Genomic DNA, 14,738 nt, shown 5'->3' with positions numbered 1-14,738 from the left:
ACAATTCTAAAAATAAAGCCCCCTGAAGGAGCGTCCTTTCAAAACGCGTTCCTTCAGGGAGCTTTTACGATTCTCCGCCGGCGTCGTTTTTCGCGTACAGAAAAAACAGCGCCAGACGGAACGGCGTTGAGCCGTATCGGTTCAGGGGGAGAAGTTCCATGATCCGCTTGTGGCGGTAAAGCAGGGTGTTGCGATGGATGTGCAGCCGTTGAGCGGCTTTTTCGGAGGAACCGTCGCAGGCGAACCAGACGCGAAGGGTCTGCGCGAGACTGGAATGCTTTTTCACGTCTTCGTCGAGGAGGGGACGCAGACAGCGCGAGGCGGCCTCCTGAAGCTCGGCCGGCGGCCGGTTCTTTTTGAGGAGATCCAGAAGTTCCAGCTCCGAGTAGACGAAGACGCCTTCGTCGAAGCCGAGCTGTGCGCCGAGCTGCAGGGCCGCTCTCGCTTCCGCGAAGCTCTGGACGATATTTTTCAGCGGCGCGGGGCCGGAGATGCCCAGGCTTTGGCGTTCCATCTGCTGCGGCAGGCAGCATTTCAGAAATTCGACGAAGTGATCCGCCCGCTCGCCGGGCAGCTGAGCGACGAGCATGCGCAGGGAGCTGTTGGCGCTGTACTGGAAAGCGCGCGGCGGCGGCAGGGAAGGCCGCTGCGGCGGCAGATTCTCCCATTGCAGGCTCCATACGCTCCGGGAGCTTTCCCAGCCCTGCCGTTTCAGCGACTCGAGCAGGCCGACGGGATCCTGCTCCAGCTGAAAAAGGCTGAGAGGCTCGCCGGCGTCGTCGCGACAGCTCCGTTCAGTACGGAATATCTCGCGCATGACCGTGCGCGAGACAACGGCATAAGCCAGTCCTTTGGGCAGGATGACCAGGGGAAAGTCCAGCTCGTCGGCGAGGCTGAACGCCTGCGGCGGGATCGCGCTGATGAAACGTCCCAGCTTGACGCCCAGCCCGGCGGCTCTGCCTGCGCTCAAGACGCGGATGATGCGGCAGATCTGCTCGGGATTGTTGCGGAAGGCGTAACCGGTCGTGAAGGAGAACGTGTCGGGGCGGCACCAGCCGGAAGGGTCGGGGATCTCGATGAAATCGATGAAGCGGACGCGGTTTCCCGTCCCTTTTTTGCCCGCAGCGATTTCATGGCCGGCGAAAACGGGCAGCTCGAGCATGTCGGCAACGGTAAACATGACGGCCATCCTAGACCGGAAGTTCTCTGCGGCGGCTTCGGTACCAGCAGCCGCGGTGCTCCGCGCCGGTCGGGCCGCAAGCGGTGTCAAGACAGCTTTTCAGCGACTTTGCGTCGCCCGCGCTTTTTTGAAAAACCGTGCCGGACAACGCCAGAATTTCGTTGAAGAACGCCTCGCCCTGAGGGCGTTCGTCAAAGCTCGCCAGCAGCGTGCAGCCGCCTTCCGCGCCCTGGATGCCGCCCCGCGCGACAATCTGCACTTCCGCGGCGCCGAGGATCTTGCAGGCTTCCGCTTCGTTGATTACGCGGCCGGGGATGGGAATCAGACCTGCCGCCATGCCCATGGACAGATCGGGGGCGAGACGCGACGCGGCGGCCACGGCGTCGTCCAGCGAACAGGGCGCGTATTTTTCGAGTCCGGCCGCAACGATCATCTCCACGCCTTCGGCGGGAAGGCTCGTAAAAAAGTGCAGCGCTCCGCCGAAAGGGCTTCCGGCCAGCATCGCCGCGCGTCCGTGACGATCCACGAGGTTGGCGCCGATCACGCAGGCGTCGCCCGGCGAAAATCTCAATTTTCCGGAGGACCAAAGCTCGGCGTCCAGCGGCGCAGGAACGCCCCGATGCAGCAGAAGGCTGTGAGGGGCCGCGCAGTTTCCGGCGCAGGAACCGGCGCCGCGGCGGTCGATGCGCCCGCAGATCTTCAGCGGAACGCCGCAGACCGCTTCGGAAATCAGCGAAACGGTCGTGCCGCCCTTAAGGAGCAGCCGCCCCTCCGCCAGCGCCCTCCGAACGGCGGGCAGCGTCGATATCGCTTTGGCGATCAAACGCTTGCCCGCTTCGACAGTCAATGAAATCTGCACTTTCACGTGATCCCCTCCGTTCTCGAAAACTGGATTTTTTCCTGAAAACGAGCGACGGTCAGTCCGAATCACACCAGCCGCCGTCTCAAGCGCCCCTTTTCGACCGTTCCGCCGTCGGCGGGGATTAGGTACTCGGTGCGGTCGATGAGGAAGATGCGCTTTCCCACGCGGGGCCGGTAGCTGTCGCCGCCGCTCAGCTCGACGGCGTTGGGACCCGCGGCGACCATCCCCAGTCCATGCCCCTTTGAGAGCTGCGCCATTCTGTGTGGCATTTTTCATTATATATTGTTCTTTCACTGTTTAAAATGGCCCAATCGCAAAATCTACAAGACTCAGGCTTATGGTCACAGGAAGAACGGTTGATAAAAGACAGAGCTTTAAATTGCCCTTTGACAAAGGAATCCAAGTCTGGTATATTACGTGTCGCGTTCGTGGATGGGGTTGTAGCTCAGTCGGTTAGAGCGTCGGCCTGTCACGCCGAAGGTCGAGAGTTCGAGTCTCTTCAGCCCCGCCATTTTCCACGCGGAAGTAGCTCAGGGGTAGAGCACAACCTTGCCAAGGTTGGGGTCGCGGGTTCAAATCCCGTCTTCCGCTCCATTAAGAATGAAAGCCCTGCCGTCTGCACGGCGGGGCTTTTTCGTATTTTTCGTCGGGAGCGGCCGTTTGTTCCGTAAGGAAACTATACGTCTCGCCGGACTTTCCGACGCTGGGAATTCTCTTTTAAGGTTTTATCAGGTATGATAAGCGAGATCGCGGCAAAATGAACATCATGATAAGGAGCGGATCGATCCATGCTTGAAAACATCGCAGCGCGTCTGCGCGTCACCCCCGAAGCGCTGAAAGAGGAACTGCGGACTTTTTTCGTCACCACTGTCGGCACCCTGCTCTACTGCGTCGGCACCGTTTTCTTCATCAAACCGGCAATGCTACCCAACACGGGCGTCATGGGCGTTTGCCTGTTCCTCAACTACCTCAGTGACATTCCGCTGGGGCTCAGCAACGCCGTGTTCAACTTCGCGCTTTTCCTTTTCGCTTACAAGATGCTCCCCAAGCGCTTCTTCTACTGGACGCTCTACTCTACCGTCCTGATGTCGCTGGGCATGGAATTTTTTGCGCGTTTCCCCGCGCCGGTCATCGCCGACCGTATGCTACTGGTCGTCGTCGCGGCCGTGCTGCACGGCATCGCGCTGGCGACGGTGTTTTCAGGCGGCGGCTCCACCGGCGGCATCGACATCGTGTGCGTCGCGGTACGGCGCAAAACGGGCGTGGAGCTAGGCAACATTTCGATGCTGCTGAACTTCGCCGTGATCCTGCTGTTCTTCTGGGTCGTCTCGGTCGAGAACGTCGTCTACGGACTGCTGCTGTCCTACATCACGTCGCTGGTCATGAACGGCGACCTGCGGGCCTTTTCCTCGCGCAAGGAAGCCATGATCATCACCAGCGAAGCGGAACTGGTGCGCAACTACATCGTCTACACGCTGCACCGCGGCGTGACGATCTTCGATGCCCGCGGCGGCTTCAACGCCGCCCCCCGTCACGTGCTGATCACCCTGCTCGCCCCGCGCCAAGAGATCCTGCTGAAGCTGTTCCTCAAAGAACACGACCCCAACGCCTTCCTGCGCCTTTCCGTCGCCTCGGAAGTGCTGGGCAAGGGATTCCAGAAGTGGGAAGAATAACTGAGCCAAATAGCATGTGTCATAAAACTGATGAATGCTTTATGTCGTCCGATAAAAAGAGTTATTCGAGGTCTCCTTGAATAATATTTTGTTAATCAACGATGCTTCCGCTACATATATTTTTCAGGACGATAACCTAGGTCATAACTGTACACGTCAATCCGACGGTTCGCGAGACGGCTGTTTGTCGGATGGAAATATTTGCGCCTACTGTCACACAGATCAACGTCAGCGTAGATAACTCCTTCTTTCATGAGCCCGGGCCCCGCAATTGGATTTCCCCATGGTCCGACAATAATACTCTGTCCGGGGAATTTCATCTTTCCTGTTTGTCCCACGCGGTTCGTGCCAGCAACAATGATGTGGTTGGAGAGAGCATTCGCCATGCACAGTACAGGAGCCATTGTCCAATAAGGATCCGGTAAAGCGCGTGTTTCCTTGACGTCACTCCAGTTGGATGGGACACAGACAATGTCTGCGCCCTGCAATGCAAGTATGCGAAACGTCTCTGGGTAATATGCATCAAGACAAATAATTACACCAATGCGACCTATACGCGTATGAAACACTGGCAGACCGAGATTTCCCGGTTCAACCCAATAGACTTCATCTTCGCAGGGATGAAGCTTGCGATATTTGCCTACAAAACCGTCAGGTCCCACTAATATTGCAGTATTAAAGAGATCGTTTTCTTCCTTCTCCACCAATGAGGCGACAATATAAATGCCATGTTTACGAGCTATATTCTCCAGCATCCGAGAGCTTCTTCCATTCGGCACCGCTTCCGCAAGCGCAAACACGTCGGAACGCCTGTCAAACACGCAACCGGTATTATACATTTCAGGCAGAACAAGCAGATTGGCCCCATTTTGACAGGCTTGCTCGATCATTCGCTGGGCGGTATCAAGATTCTGTCCCACATTTCCCTGTACAACATCCATCTGTACACAAGCTATTCTTGCTGGCGACTGACCGTTCATAATTATCATCCCCCCGCTCTTATTTTTCTTCCAGATAAGCGGGATTCTTCTTGTCCAATTTACTGAAAACAATCATCGCCACGCCAGAAGCAAGGCAACCCCAGATCACATAAGGAATGACCGACTTAAAGTGCATAGAATAGGCACAGACTCCAACACCAAGGATCATGCCGGCGATGAGCCCATTCTTTGTGATAATTCCCTTACGGCGTAGCATATAGCCGAGGAAGATCGGGCAAACAAGCCCGGCAGCCGAATACGAATAGGTCAACACGAGGAGGTTGAGTACCTGGGGAAAATACATAGCAATCAAAGCCGCTGCCGCCAGCACGATCACAGAGAGAACGCGGTTTATCTGTACAGCGGATTTCTCCGAGACTCGAGGATTCAGCACACGGTAAATATCACGATTCAAATTAACAACTACCGATTGGATACCAGAACTGATTGTGGAAAGAATCGTGCATACAACCAATCCAGAAAAGACCGCAACCGCCCATAGAGGTAATTCGTTCATCAACCATCCCGTTGCCATTTCCCGTTCAAGTCCAGGGTTCATGGAACGAACACTCAGTCCAACGACAATAGCCCAAACATAGGCTAACAGTGCACAGAAAGCAGAAATAGCTAGACTTTTAATAACCTTGTTCGTTTCTTTACAAGCAAGGATACGCTGATAATACATCTGATTTGTCAGTCCACCAGGAGTGAGTGAAAAAATCCATAAAATACTCGTAGATAAACCGACACTGAATAATGAGCTCGGGAACTGTACAATATCCTGAGGAACTGTCCTCATCACATGTGACATGCCGCCAGCCATTCTCGCTGTTGCAATTGCTATCGTTGTACCGATGATAAACATCAGACAACCAAAGACAAAATCCGTCCATGCTACTGTTTTAAGTCCGCTAGGCAATACAAAAAATACACACAGGACAGCCATAGCGCAAATCAAGATATTTAAGGGGATACCTGTAATTGTCGTATATAATTTTGCAAATGCTGTTAAATTTGAACAGCACCAGCCAAATGGAACAACGATAGTCATCAAGCCAGCCAGAATCCTCACAGTTTTGCTAGGACCTGAATAGTGCAGTAAAATTTCAGGAACAGTCGCAAACTTATGTTCGCGCAACCATTTAGCGACGAACATAAGAATAACAAAAGACAACTGGCACAGAATGCCGTAAAGCATCACTGAATATCCGTTACTGAATCCATTGCCAACTTGTCCGACTAGAATTCCACCTCCCATTGCTGTAGCAAATTGTGTACCTACAACGACATACAGAGGAAGCTCGCGGCCGCCGACTTCCCAATCATCTACACTAACACTCTTTTTTCTGCCTTTCTTGTCATCAGCATGCTCAATCCATAGGTTAATAGAAGCGTAGCAAGAATCGCAAAAACAATAACCACAGATTTCATATTAACGCCTCCTAAATTATATTATGAACATCCGGTCATGCCAAAGCAGCTGTTCTAGCCCCTAAAATAATAAAGACTATATATTTTTAGTGGCACTTGACCTTCTGATACAGGTTTTTGAAAGCCGGATTTTTGCTGTAGCCCGTCCACAAAAGCCACCTTTTCAGATCTGCTTCTACCTCGTTGGTGTCTTCGATTTTTAGAAGCCGTCGAAGCGTTTCTTTCATACGGTATGCGCGACAGAGATGGCTGCTATTCTCAGCAATTGTGGCGATCCAGATCTGCTGCTTTTCCAGCTGATGTTCTGGTGCCTTGTCAAGAGTGTAGGCTACATTTTCGATTTTCTCCGCCCGTCCTCTTGTCGCCGCAACAAGCCAAGCTTTCGTATCGCCATTCGTCAGGCATTCCTTATCTCTGGGATGAGTCTGTGCAGCCAACAGAGTCTCGGCGTAAGCTGCGCTTCATGTCTCGTGCTTAACCTAATCCAGGGTGCCCATGGCTCATTTGACGGTGTGGAAAGGATCGATGCCGAGATTCATAAAGTGGTTAACACGTCTAGAACGCTCCGGTTCAATGACAAGGGAGGATATCTCCGTGCTGGCCATAATAGGGGCATGTACGATGGAGAAAGGTCAGTTATTCTCATACCAGTAATCAGAGCGAGCATGGATTCTAATACTGATTCTTAATAGAATAGTTTAACGACAGTCCTGAAGCACTCCAAGGGAGTCCAGTCGCTCGGGCCTGTCTCGCCGGCTGCGCAGTCCGTGCAATTCGCTTTGTGGATCTCCCTCGGAGCGCTATTGCTATTCAGCGTTTCAATTAAGAAATAGTTATTAACACCAATTCAGATCAACGGCTGCCAGTCTCAAAATAATGAATGATTTGTTCCCTCTCCATACTGTCAAGGCTAAGATTCTTTAAACAGCGACCGCTCGCTCGGAAATCTCGTTTATAGATTGCGCTTGTCAGCTGGATAACAGCGTCGATATTGGGCGTGGCAACGCCCGCTTTACGCCCCAGCTCGGAGATTGGCACAAGGCTCATTGGTACATCCTCAGTAATATAACGGGCATCAATTGTCTTTGGTGCCTTGATTGTGCTGTAGGCGGCATTATTCTGAATCAAATGATACAAATCCTCTCCATGAGTATCATACGATTCAACCAGCCATTCTTCTGCACTGAGGACGCTCACACCATAAGCAGCGGCAACGGCCATACGTTCATTGTCAATCTCTTTGACAAGAACAGTCACGGAAGGGGAAATCCCATCAAGGTAATAACGAAAACCACCAGTTTCACTCTCAACCCTACCGATATTCAGCAACAGCGGCGTTGGATGGAAAAGCGCACCAATGTTAGAAAGACTTGTCTCCAGACAGTTCTTCGCTGCCACGAACTGTGGATAAAAAGGCCTGAGCATTGCCAATACCTGTTCCGTACGGTTTGCCGGAAGAGCTCCCAGAAGGATCTTTTTCTTTATACCGCTGATTTCCACAGACGAGGGCCCCGTCTTACGACAGGCATAGATCAGTGTCTGTGCCTCCGCAATGGTAACGTCAGCCTTGCAGCCCCGGCTACGGATTACATTGAGAAAATCCAAAGCTCCGCCAGTACGTCCAGGATTCAAGACAACAGTCTGTCCCTCTTCCAACGCATTGAAACAAGCTTCTGCAATCAACCGATGAGTAAAAGAAGGTGTGACAACCATGATCAAATGAATATCCTGAATGGCAAGAGGAATATCAGTCGTCACTAAATTCAACTGACAGTGCGATGTTCGCCCGTTCACGGTTAGATTAACGCCATTTGCTTGTTGAATGCCGGCAATGTACTGTGGAAAAGGGTCACATAGATTTACTTTTACGCCTTGGCTGGAAAGGTATGCGGCGATTGCCGTTCCGCCATTCCCTGCACCAATAACTGCAACACTCGCTTCCATAAAAAAGCTTCCTCTCGCATAAAATAGACTTATCGCTGTTGTTTCTGAATGGCCCTATTCCAGAAGAACAAACGCATCACAACGATCAGGGCAATTGAAGCCGTACAGAGAGTCAACCCTGTCGCCAACGCGCCAAAGTTTTTGATAAAGTACGGATACATTGTCGTCACTAGCCCACCGCCGATAAAAGGGCTCATGAGAGGACACCCAAGAGCATAAATGGTTCCAGCATCCGTCTCCATCTTAGGATCGGACGTACGAAGCAGCATATAGCCAACGGCAGCTACTCCAGTAAATGCACCGAACCGAATGATGCCCTGCTCAAACCAACAATGGGAAAAAACGCGCGGGCTCAGCCAGAACAGCCAGAAATACATGAAGACTGTAATAATGACAGTAGCAATCAGCAGCGGCATCCAATATTCGACCACAACTGGAATCTTGATAGAAGCCATCGCTGCGACGATCAGAATTTCAAGGGCCATGCCTTGGATACGCTGAAAAGTGGCACGATCAAAAAGATCGTGGAGTGACGTATGCTGAATGACAATGTTGATCAACCACCCGCCAATCATGGCAAAAGGGAAAAGCGGCAATCCCTTGTACTTGAATATGGCGCCAAAACTCCACACGATCAGGCGCCCAACAATAACAGCGATACCAATAACGCCTAAATGAAGGGCAAAAGGTTCAACAACATCTTGACTGACCGTCATCTTGGCACTTGCCTCGCGATTACCTTCAGGATAGATCTCCCGCGAGTCTCCGCCGCTTGTTGGCCCAGTCAGAACTTTTGTGTATCTCTTACGAACTCCATAGTTGATAGCCCCCATACCGCCGAAAATACCGATAAGAAGGCCGATCGTAGCTACGGTAGGTGCCAAGGATGCACCATCAATCCAGTTAAGCAACTTAGGATCTTCGAAAAGCGAGGCCATGCCACCCGCCGTTCCATGTCCGCCAGCAAAGCCGATCTCAAACAGGGAGCCAAACAGCGGGTTAACACCAAAAAACGGAGTAAACAAAACGACACACAACAGTGCGGTGACGCCCACCTGCATAAAACTATTCGACCATAGCCAAAGAAGCCCCGTGACGCTGTCATGCAGCGCATATTCTCCCGTCTTCTCTTTTTTCACTCCCAGCAACATACAAGAGAATACAATCGTGATCATTGAGCTTGGTAAAGCACCAATAGATGTCATCATTGCAGCAGGGATAATTTTTAGCGCGTAGGGGCCTAAAGCCAAACCAATAACTCCAGCCAGTAGCGAAGCAGGAATAAAGGCTTTGCGTAAAAAATGTACTTTGAGTCGGATAAGACTGGCAACGACAAGTAACAGACCAACAATACTGATATATAGGAGCAGATTATTAATAGTGCCGCTCGTAATTTTTTCCAAAGGGAACATGTTTTGAGCTCCTTTCCTGAAATACGGCAAAAAATACAATTTTTATGTCACTTTGCACCTATAAAAACCAATATCATCGTATATTTACTTACAAAACGCTCCTAAATAAAAGGCCGCTTAGAGAGAGAACAGAACTATTTCTATGCAAAACCTCATTCTTTCACTTGCAGCGGCCTCATTCTTTTAATATCCTGAGCGATATTAAAGGACCTATTTTATTTGCAAGGGGAAATTGACAAGCAGCCTACACCCAATAAGGAACCTTGGTTCCTATGCCTTTTTCCACTGCTTTATGGTAGGCACGGGAAACTACTGCAATATCTTCAACCCCCATACCGACGGCGTTAAAGTAGATTGTTTCTTCGTCATTCTCACGCCCTTTCTTTTTACCGTTGATGATCTCACCAAGCTCAGCCGTGATCTGTTCATCCTTAAACAGACCATCTCGCCACATCAGCGCTACAGTGCTAATCATACGATGTTTGATAGTTTCCCACGTATCAACGAAAACCTTGTCGGCCAGCCTGACGCAGTCATATGTGTATTCATAATCAGCATTATTGATCATGAGAGCGCCTTTTTTAATCCATTCCGCCTGCACAACGGGCTCTGTCGCAATAGTTACGGTGCTGATAATATCGCTCTTCCTGCAGGCACCGGAAGCGTCTTGAACTGCCGTAACTTTAAGACCGGGATACTTTGCGGTCATTTCCGCGGCGTAGCTTTCGGCACGTTCAAATACAATGTCAGTAATATAAACTTCCTTGATGGACGGACGAACGACCATAGCGGCTTCGAGCTGCGTACGCGACTGTGCTCCCGCACCGAATATCGTCATTGTTTGTGCGTTTTGCACCGCGAGGTACTTCATCGCCAATCCGGCAACGGCGCCAGTACGCTTGGCGCTGACCGTAGTCGCGTCAGAAATACATACCGGCACTTTCGATATTGGATCATTCAGAATCACGGTTACGGTTGCACGTGGCAGTCCTTGTTTGTAGTTGTTGGGATTGCTGCCAATCCATTTAATGCCAGCCATGTTGTATTCGCCACCGACAAAACCTGGCATGGCATTGATGCGCCCGTAAATGTTTTCTTCTTCGATGGTTTTTCCCCAATGAAGAACGATTTTACCGGCATTGATCGCTTCTCCCTTGTCAAGCATCGAGAGAACTCGTTCGATATCGTGAATAACATCCGGCATAGAATTGCCCGCGAGAGAATTGACCTCCTTATTGTTCAAAAATAGAATTTCAAGATGCGAAGTACTCATTGCGTCGCGCTCCTTTTGGAATAAAATTTGCCGAACTGTCCCTGCAGCATCGTACGATGTAATTCAATATTAGCATAAAAATTTTTCTTGCAACAAAAAAATAAAATTATTTTGTATACATAGACAAAGATTTTTCGACTGAATGGAAAAAACTTTGTTGAAAACCTTGAGATCTTCATCTTCTGAGATATTCATGATGTGATTCAAGCGGAAATTTGTTATGATGGACATAAATCGAGGTGGGGCTGTAATGCAAAATTTCTTGGAAAAAATTCAAAAGAGACAATCTGCTTTTTCTCCCGCAGTGAGAAAAGTTGCAACCTACATCATGGAGCATTACAGTGACATTCCTTTTTGTACGATTACTGATGTAGCGACAGCTGCCGGCGTAAGCGTGACATCGGTGATAAAGTTTTGCACTGAAATGCAGTATTCCGCATTTTCGGAGTTCAAACAGGCAATGCGGGATCATATTCAGCAAACTTTGATTAGTCACTACAATATCAACGACGATAATTTCACCGAGGCACACCAACAGAGCGTTTTGGATGAAGTAACAAGACTAGATATCGAGAATATTCACAGGACAATGAATAACCCGATTAATCAAGAAAATATAAAGAAATTTTTTCACCTAGCTGAAAAAGCTCATATTATCTATACGATGGGATTCCGAACCTCGGCAATCTTTGCAACCTACACAAGTTTATTGTTGCGTATGCAAGGACTTACGGTTTTTCCGATTACGCCCGGAATTGGCGATTATATCGACAAAATGCTTACGGTTCATTCTGACGATTTAGTTATGGCCTTTTCATTCAATCGTTATTCAAAAGACGTGGTCAAGATGCTCAAAACGCTGCATGACAGAAAAATTCCTATCGTTTTAGTGACGGATGACAAGCTTTCACCGTCATATGTTTATGCAGATTTAGTTTTTACATGTTCGACACGGACACAGAATTACGTAGCGTCCTATGTAGGCTGCATGTCGCTCCTCAATTCAATTTTTGCTTATGGTATTTCACATTACAAAAGCTACGTGAAATCTTTAAGTCAACTTGAACAGTTTTATTCTGACTACGAAACTTTTTACGAGCCGTAAGCCCGAGAATTCGATATAAACGTCAAGACACATTGAATGGAATCTGAACGTTATAAAGAAGAAAAATCTCCCGTCAAAAGGAAACTCCAACACACGCACATTCTCTGGGGAGTCGCTGATTTAATCAGCGACTCCTTAATTCATAATGATTAATCCATCCAGCGCATCATATGCTTCCATAGTGATAGCTCTTTAAGATGATTGAAAATTAACAAAGCCCGGGTTGGATCGTGGCGAACTAAATGTTCGACATGATCCAACCTGGGCTTTGTCGTATCTCGTATCGATAAAAGCTTTTATTCGATCGCGGTGACGGCGTAGTCCTGATCCTCGACGGCTTTTTTCCAACTTTTAGAAGGCAAATAGTCAAACCAAGCGCAACGAGGCAGAGTAGAAAACTTCGTAAGGAGATTTCCAGTGAAGACATTTACGAGGTCGAGAGTTCAAGCGTCTGACATACATCTGGATAACTTCATTAGGTATATCCGTGACATCCTTCTTCTTTGGAAAACATTCCCGTAACAATCCGTTGGTGTTTTCGTTCGTACCCCGCTGCCATGGCTGGTGTGGTTTCGGATAATAGAGTTTCGTTCCGCCCAGACCGGCGCCAATCTGTTCGAAATTGTAGAACTCGCAGCCACGATCCGGAGTGACGCTTTCATGGGGCAGATCTTTCAGCATATCGATGACGGTCCTGGCGACGCTCTTGAGGTACGTACAGACAAAAGCGCCGCTGGAGATGCAGCGGTAAATCGTCGCATAGCTGATGGAGATAGAGTTTTTTCTCTTCTTTCAAGCGTGTAGCGATCTGTTCGGGAGACCACTGCCTGAAGTCCCGACTTTTACAAGGGAAACGAAGACAACCCCATGCAGCATCAAGAGTGAGCGCGTTTTTTTCAACCGCAAATTTTACGGATAGTTCCTCCTGTCGCTTCCCGCACAGCAAGAGGCCATCTCAAAAGCCAATTAAGGCGGCCCTTTGCTTTTCTGTGATGAAATTTATCCAGTGTTGAAGCACTGCATGTAAGCGGAACGAAATGGTATCCTTCGTCTTTAAAGACAGTTCTGCAGTTTGGAGACAGTCTCTTTATTCTGCGCCCCTGCCGGTCAAGAAGAATTTCAGAGCCGCCCATGCAGCTTCAGCGAGCTTTCAACTTCATCTTGCCGCCATTGTTGTTTTGTTGAAGGAGTACAAATCACGTTGTTTTTTAAACAAGGCCCAGTATTATTGAGACAATTTTTGTTACCCCATCTCTTCCATGCGCTTATACCATACGTCCTTCAGCTGACGCGCAGTCTTCGTCGAGGCAAGTCCGCCAACCAGAGTGCCCCGAAGCTCGCGAGGCAGAAGCTGCTGTGTGTTGATCAGGGCATCCACGACTTCGTCCGGTGGAATGACACTCCTGATGCCAGCAAGTGCCATATCGGCTGCAACGTAGGCATTCCCAACGCCAATCGCGTTGCGCTTGATACAGGGAATTTCGACAGGTCCTGCCACGGGGTCACAGATAAGCCCCAGGATGTTCTTGAGGGCAAGCGCCATTGCCTCACAACACTGCAAAGGGGTTCCTCCGGCAAGTTGGACAAGGCCTGCCGCAGCCATCGCGCTGGCGACGCCGATTTCAGACTGACAACCGCCAAGAGCGCCCGATACCGGCGCGCGCTTGGCGATGAGCACGCCCGTCATGGCCGCGACGAGCAGGGCGTCAATGATTTGGTCCTCGCTGGAGTGGAGCTGCTCGGCAGAGGTCAGGAGGCAGCCGGGAATGACGCCGCACGAACCCGCCGTTGGCGAAGCGCAGACACAGCACATGCTGCCGTTGGCCTCCATGACGCCGATCGCGCGCGCGACAGCCGTGCCGACGATGGGGCCTGAGAGATTTTTGCCTTCGTTCACAAGCTTCATGAGCTTCGCACCGTCGTCGCCGGGCATGAAGCCGGCCACAAGGTTGTTTTTGCCAAGGCCGGCGACGACGGACGCCTTCATGGTTTTCCATGCCTCGAGCGTCTTTTTGCGGATCCACTCGCGCGTAACGCCGCTGCGCTGCGCTTCAAATTCCTCGGCCACCGCGGGGATCGAGGAAGCCTTTGCGCGGGCAAGAAGCTCATCGAAGCTATTCACGATCGGTTCAGCGTTGACAAGCTTGAAGTTCCACAGGCCAGCCAGAGGATAGACCTTTGAAGCAAGGAGCTTCAGCTTCGCCATGGCGTCCTCGCTCAGGGACTTGTCCGAGATCGCCGTGTGGAAATAGACGCCGTCCTTCACGGTCGACACGCAGGACTGGAAGGTTGCGCCGACTGCGGCAGAGAGCTCGGCAGCGGTGTAGGCTTTGGAGGTGGAGAACAAAACGCCGTCCTCGCTGCCATGGAGTTCGACAGGAAAACCGTCGACCTCGCTCATCTGGATTTCGCCGCCGCCGATCGTCAGGCCGACAATCCGATAACGCTCCCCGTTCCGGGTCAGTTCTGTGTCGACAGTTGCCGGGCTGTGGCTTGTGTCGTCTGGGTAACGATGGACGACGACAGGGATCCCTTGCGCCTTGGCTGTCTGGAGCGCCGTTTTGATTCCCGGAGAATCCTCAAGCTGGCCCAGCAGGCCCGCAACAACGCCGGAGTCACTGGCGTGGCCCTTGTACGTCATCGAGAGCGCGCCGTAGAAGTAAAGGTCGATCGTGTCCGGTGCGCCGCCAATCAATTGGCGGCACATGCGCCCGATACGCACCATGCCTGCCGTATGCGAGCTGGATGGCCCCGTCATGATCGGGCCGATGGAGTCAAAAAGGCTCGGAAGACGGTCGGTATTGCCGCCGCTGTTCGTGCACATACCACACTGGGTACAGATGCTCATATGTATTCCTCCATATTTTGTAATAAACCA

13 protein-coding genes and 2 tRNA genes are annotated in these 14,738 nt (G+C 50.7%); 4 read left to right on the top strand and 11 right to left on the bottom strand.

The features are described from left to right. Positions 1–64: 64 nt before the first annotated feature. The 3 genes from B0D78_RS00205 to B0D78_RS12505 form a co-directional block, all read right to left on the bottom strand. Entirely contained in the window at positions 65–1,189 is a 1,125-nt protein-coding gene (locus B0D78_RS00205) for a PucR family transcriptional regulator (RefSeq protein ID WP_078014975.1), read from the bottom strand. Position 1,190: 1 nt separating this feature from the next. After that, on the bottom strand, positions 1,191–2,045 hold the full coding sequence (locus B0D78_RS00200; RefSeq protein WP_078014974.1) for a hypothetical protein: 855 nt from the start codon (positions 2,043–2,045) through the stop codon (positions 1,191–1,193). A 62-nt stretch (positions 2,046–2,107) separates the two neighbouring features. Continuing rightward, positions 2,108–2,299, bottom strand: a complete 192-nt coding sequence (locus B0D78_RS12505) for a hypothetical protein (RefSeq protein WP_143521656.1) — start codon at positions 2,297–2,299, stop codon at positions 2,108–2,110. 177 nt (positions 2,300–2,476) lie between these two features. Between B0D78_RS12505 and B0D78_RS00195 the strand changes: the two genes are divergently transcribed. The 3 genes from B0D78_RS00195 to B0D78_RS00185 all read left to right on the top strand — a co-directional run bounded on the left by B0D78_RS00195 (position 2,477) and on the right by B0D78_RS00185 (position 3,715). Beyond that, positions 2,477–2,553: transfer RNA gene (locus B0D78_RS00195), tRNA-Asp, on the top strand. An 8-nt stretch (positions 2,554–2,561) separates the two neighbouring features. Beyond that, positions 2,562–2,636 (top strand) — tRNA-Gly (locus B0D78_RS00190). A 194-nt stretch (positions 2,637–2,830) separates the two neighbouring features. After that, complete coding sequence (locus tag B0D78_RS00185) at positions 2,831–3,715, top strand: YitT family protein (RefSeq protein ID WP_009165143.1); 885 nt, start codon at positions 2,831–2,833, stop codon at positions 3,713–3,715. Between the two features lie 110 nt (positions 3,716–3,825). Here the strand turns inward: B0D78_RS00185 and B0D78_RS00180 are convergent, their stop codons facing one another. The 6 genes from B0D78_RS00180 to B0D78_RS00155 form a co-directional block, all read right to left on the bottom strand. Beyond that, positions 3,826–4,695 (bottom strand): nitrilase-related carbon-nitrogen hydrolase, encoded by an 870-nt coding sequence (locus tag B0D78_RS00180; protein WP_040550858.1) that lies wholly within the window; start codon positions 4,693–4,695, stop codon positions 3,826–3,828. A gap of 19 nt (positions 4,696–4,714) precedes the next feature. Continuing rightward, positions 4,715–6,070, bottom strand: a complete 1,356-nt coding sequence (locus B0D78_RS00175; RefSeq protein WP_256385741.1) for a sodium:solute symporter family protein — start codon at positions 6,068–6,070, stop codon at positions 4,715–4,717. A 142-nt stretch (positions 6,071–6,212) separates the two neighbouring features. Further along, on the bottom strand, positions 6,213–6,563 hold the full coding sequence (locus tag B0D78_RS00170) for a transposase (protein WP_168169935.1): 351 nt from the start codon (positions 6,561–6,563) through the stop codon (positions 6,213–6,215). Between the two features lie 415 nt (positions 6,564–6,978). Further along, positions 6,979–8,070: an NAD/NADP-dependent octopine/nopaline dehydrogenase family protein gene (locus B0D78_RS00165; RefSeq protein WP_078014970.1), complete on the bottom strand. Its 1,092-nt coding sequence runs from the start codon at positions 8,068–8,070 to the stop codon at positions 6,979–6,981. A 29-nt stretch (positions 8,071–8,099) separates the two neighbouring features. Then, entirely contained in the window at positions 8,100–9,482 is a 1,383-nt protein-coding gene (locus tag B0D78_RS00160) for a sodium/glutamate symporter (protein WP_078014969.1), read from the bottom strand. Positions 9,483–9,726: 244 nt separating this feature from the next. Continuing rightward, entirely contained in the window at positions 9,727–10,755 is a 1,029-nt protein-coding gene (locus tag B0D78_RS00155) for an ornithine cyclodeaminase family protein (protein WP_009165136.1), read from the bottom strand. Between the two features lie 262 nt (positions 10,756–11,017). Here B0D78_RS00155 and B0D78_RS00150 point away from each other — a divergent pair, with 262 nt between their 5' ends. Next, positions 11,018–11,860: a MurR/RpiR family transcriptional regulator gene (locus B0D78_RS00150; protein ID WP_168169934.1), complete on the top strand. Its 843-nt coding sequence runs from the start codon at positions 11,018–11,020 to the stop codon at positions 11,858–11,860. Positions 11,861–12,226: 366 nt separating this feature from the next. Here the strand turns inward: B0D78_RS00150 and B0D78_RS12500 are convergent, their stop codons facing one another. Further along, positions 12,227–12,541: an IS30 family transposase gene (locus B0D78_RS12500; protein WP_143521655.1), complete on the bottom strand. Its 315-nt coding sequence runs from the start codon at positions 12,539–12,541 to the stop codon at positions 12,227–12,229. 562 nt (positions 12,542–13,103) lie between these two features. After that, a complete protein-coding gene (sdaAA, locus tag B0D78_RS00145) occupies positions 13,104–14,708 on the bottom strand; it encodes an L-serine ammonia-lyase, iron-sulfur-dependent, subunit alpha (RefSeq protein ID WP_078014967.1) in 1,605 nt (534 codons plus the stop codon). Positions 14,709–14,738 lie beyond the last annotated feature (30 nt).

Origin of the sequence: Pyramidobacter sp. C12-8, assembly GCF_002007215.1 — a bacterium.
Classification (GTDB): Bacteria; Synergistota; Synergistia; order Synergistales; family Dethiosulfovibrionaceae; genus Pyramidobacter.
The sequence above is the reverse complement of the archived record's forward strand: the minus strand, read 5'-3'. Positions and strand labels throughout refer to the sequence as shown.

Bases quoted from the DNA above. Each gene is read 5' to 3' on its own strand.
- B0D78_RS00155 (WP_009165136.1), bottom strand. From the start codon at position 10,755: ATGAGTACTTCGCATCTTGAAATTCTATTTTTGAACAATAAGGAGGTC.
- B0D78_RS12500 (WP_143521655.1), bottom strand. From the start codon at position 12,541: ATGCTGAAAGATCTGCCCCATGAAAGCGTCACTCCGGATCGTGGCTGC.
- B0D78_RS00165 (WP_078014970.1), bottom strand. From the start codon at position 8,070: ATGGAAGCGAGTGTTGCAGTTATTGGTGCAGGGAATGGCGGAACGGCA.
- B0D78_RS12505 (WP_143521656.1), bottom strand. From the start codon at position 2,299: ATGGCGCAGCTCTCAAAGGGGCATGGACTGGGGATGGTCGCCGCGGGT.
- B0D78_RS00160 (WP_078014969.1), bottom strand. From the start codon at position 9,482: ATGTTCCCTTTGGAAAAAATTACGAGCGGCACTATTAATAATCTGCTC.
- B0D78_RS00180 (WP_040550858.1), bottom strand. From the start codon at position 4,695: ATGAACGGTCAGTCGCCAGCAAGAATAGCTTGTGTACAGATGGATGTT.
- sdaAA (WP_078014967.1), bottom strand. From the start codon at position 14,708: ATGAGCATCTGTACCCAGTGTGGTATGTGCACGAACAGCGGCGGCAAT.
- B0D78_RS00205 (WP_078014975.1), bottom strand. From the start codon at position 1,189: ATGGCCGTCATGTTTACCGTTGCCGACATGCTCGAGCTGCCCGTTTTC.
- B0D78_RS00185 (WP_009165143.1), top strand. From the start codon at position 2,831: ATGCTTGAAAACATCGCAGCGCGTCTGCGCGTCACCCCCGAAGCGCTG.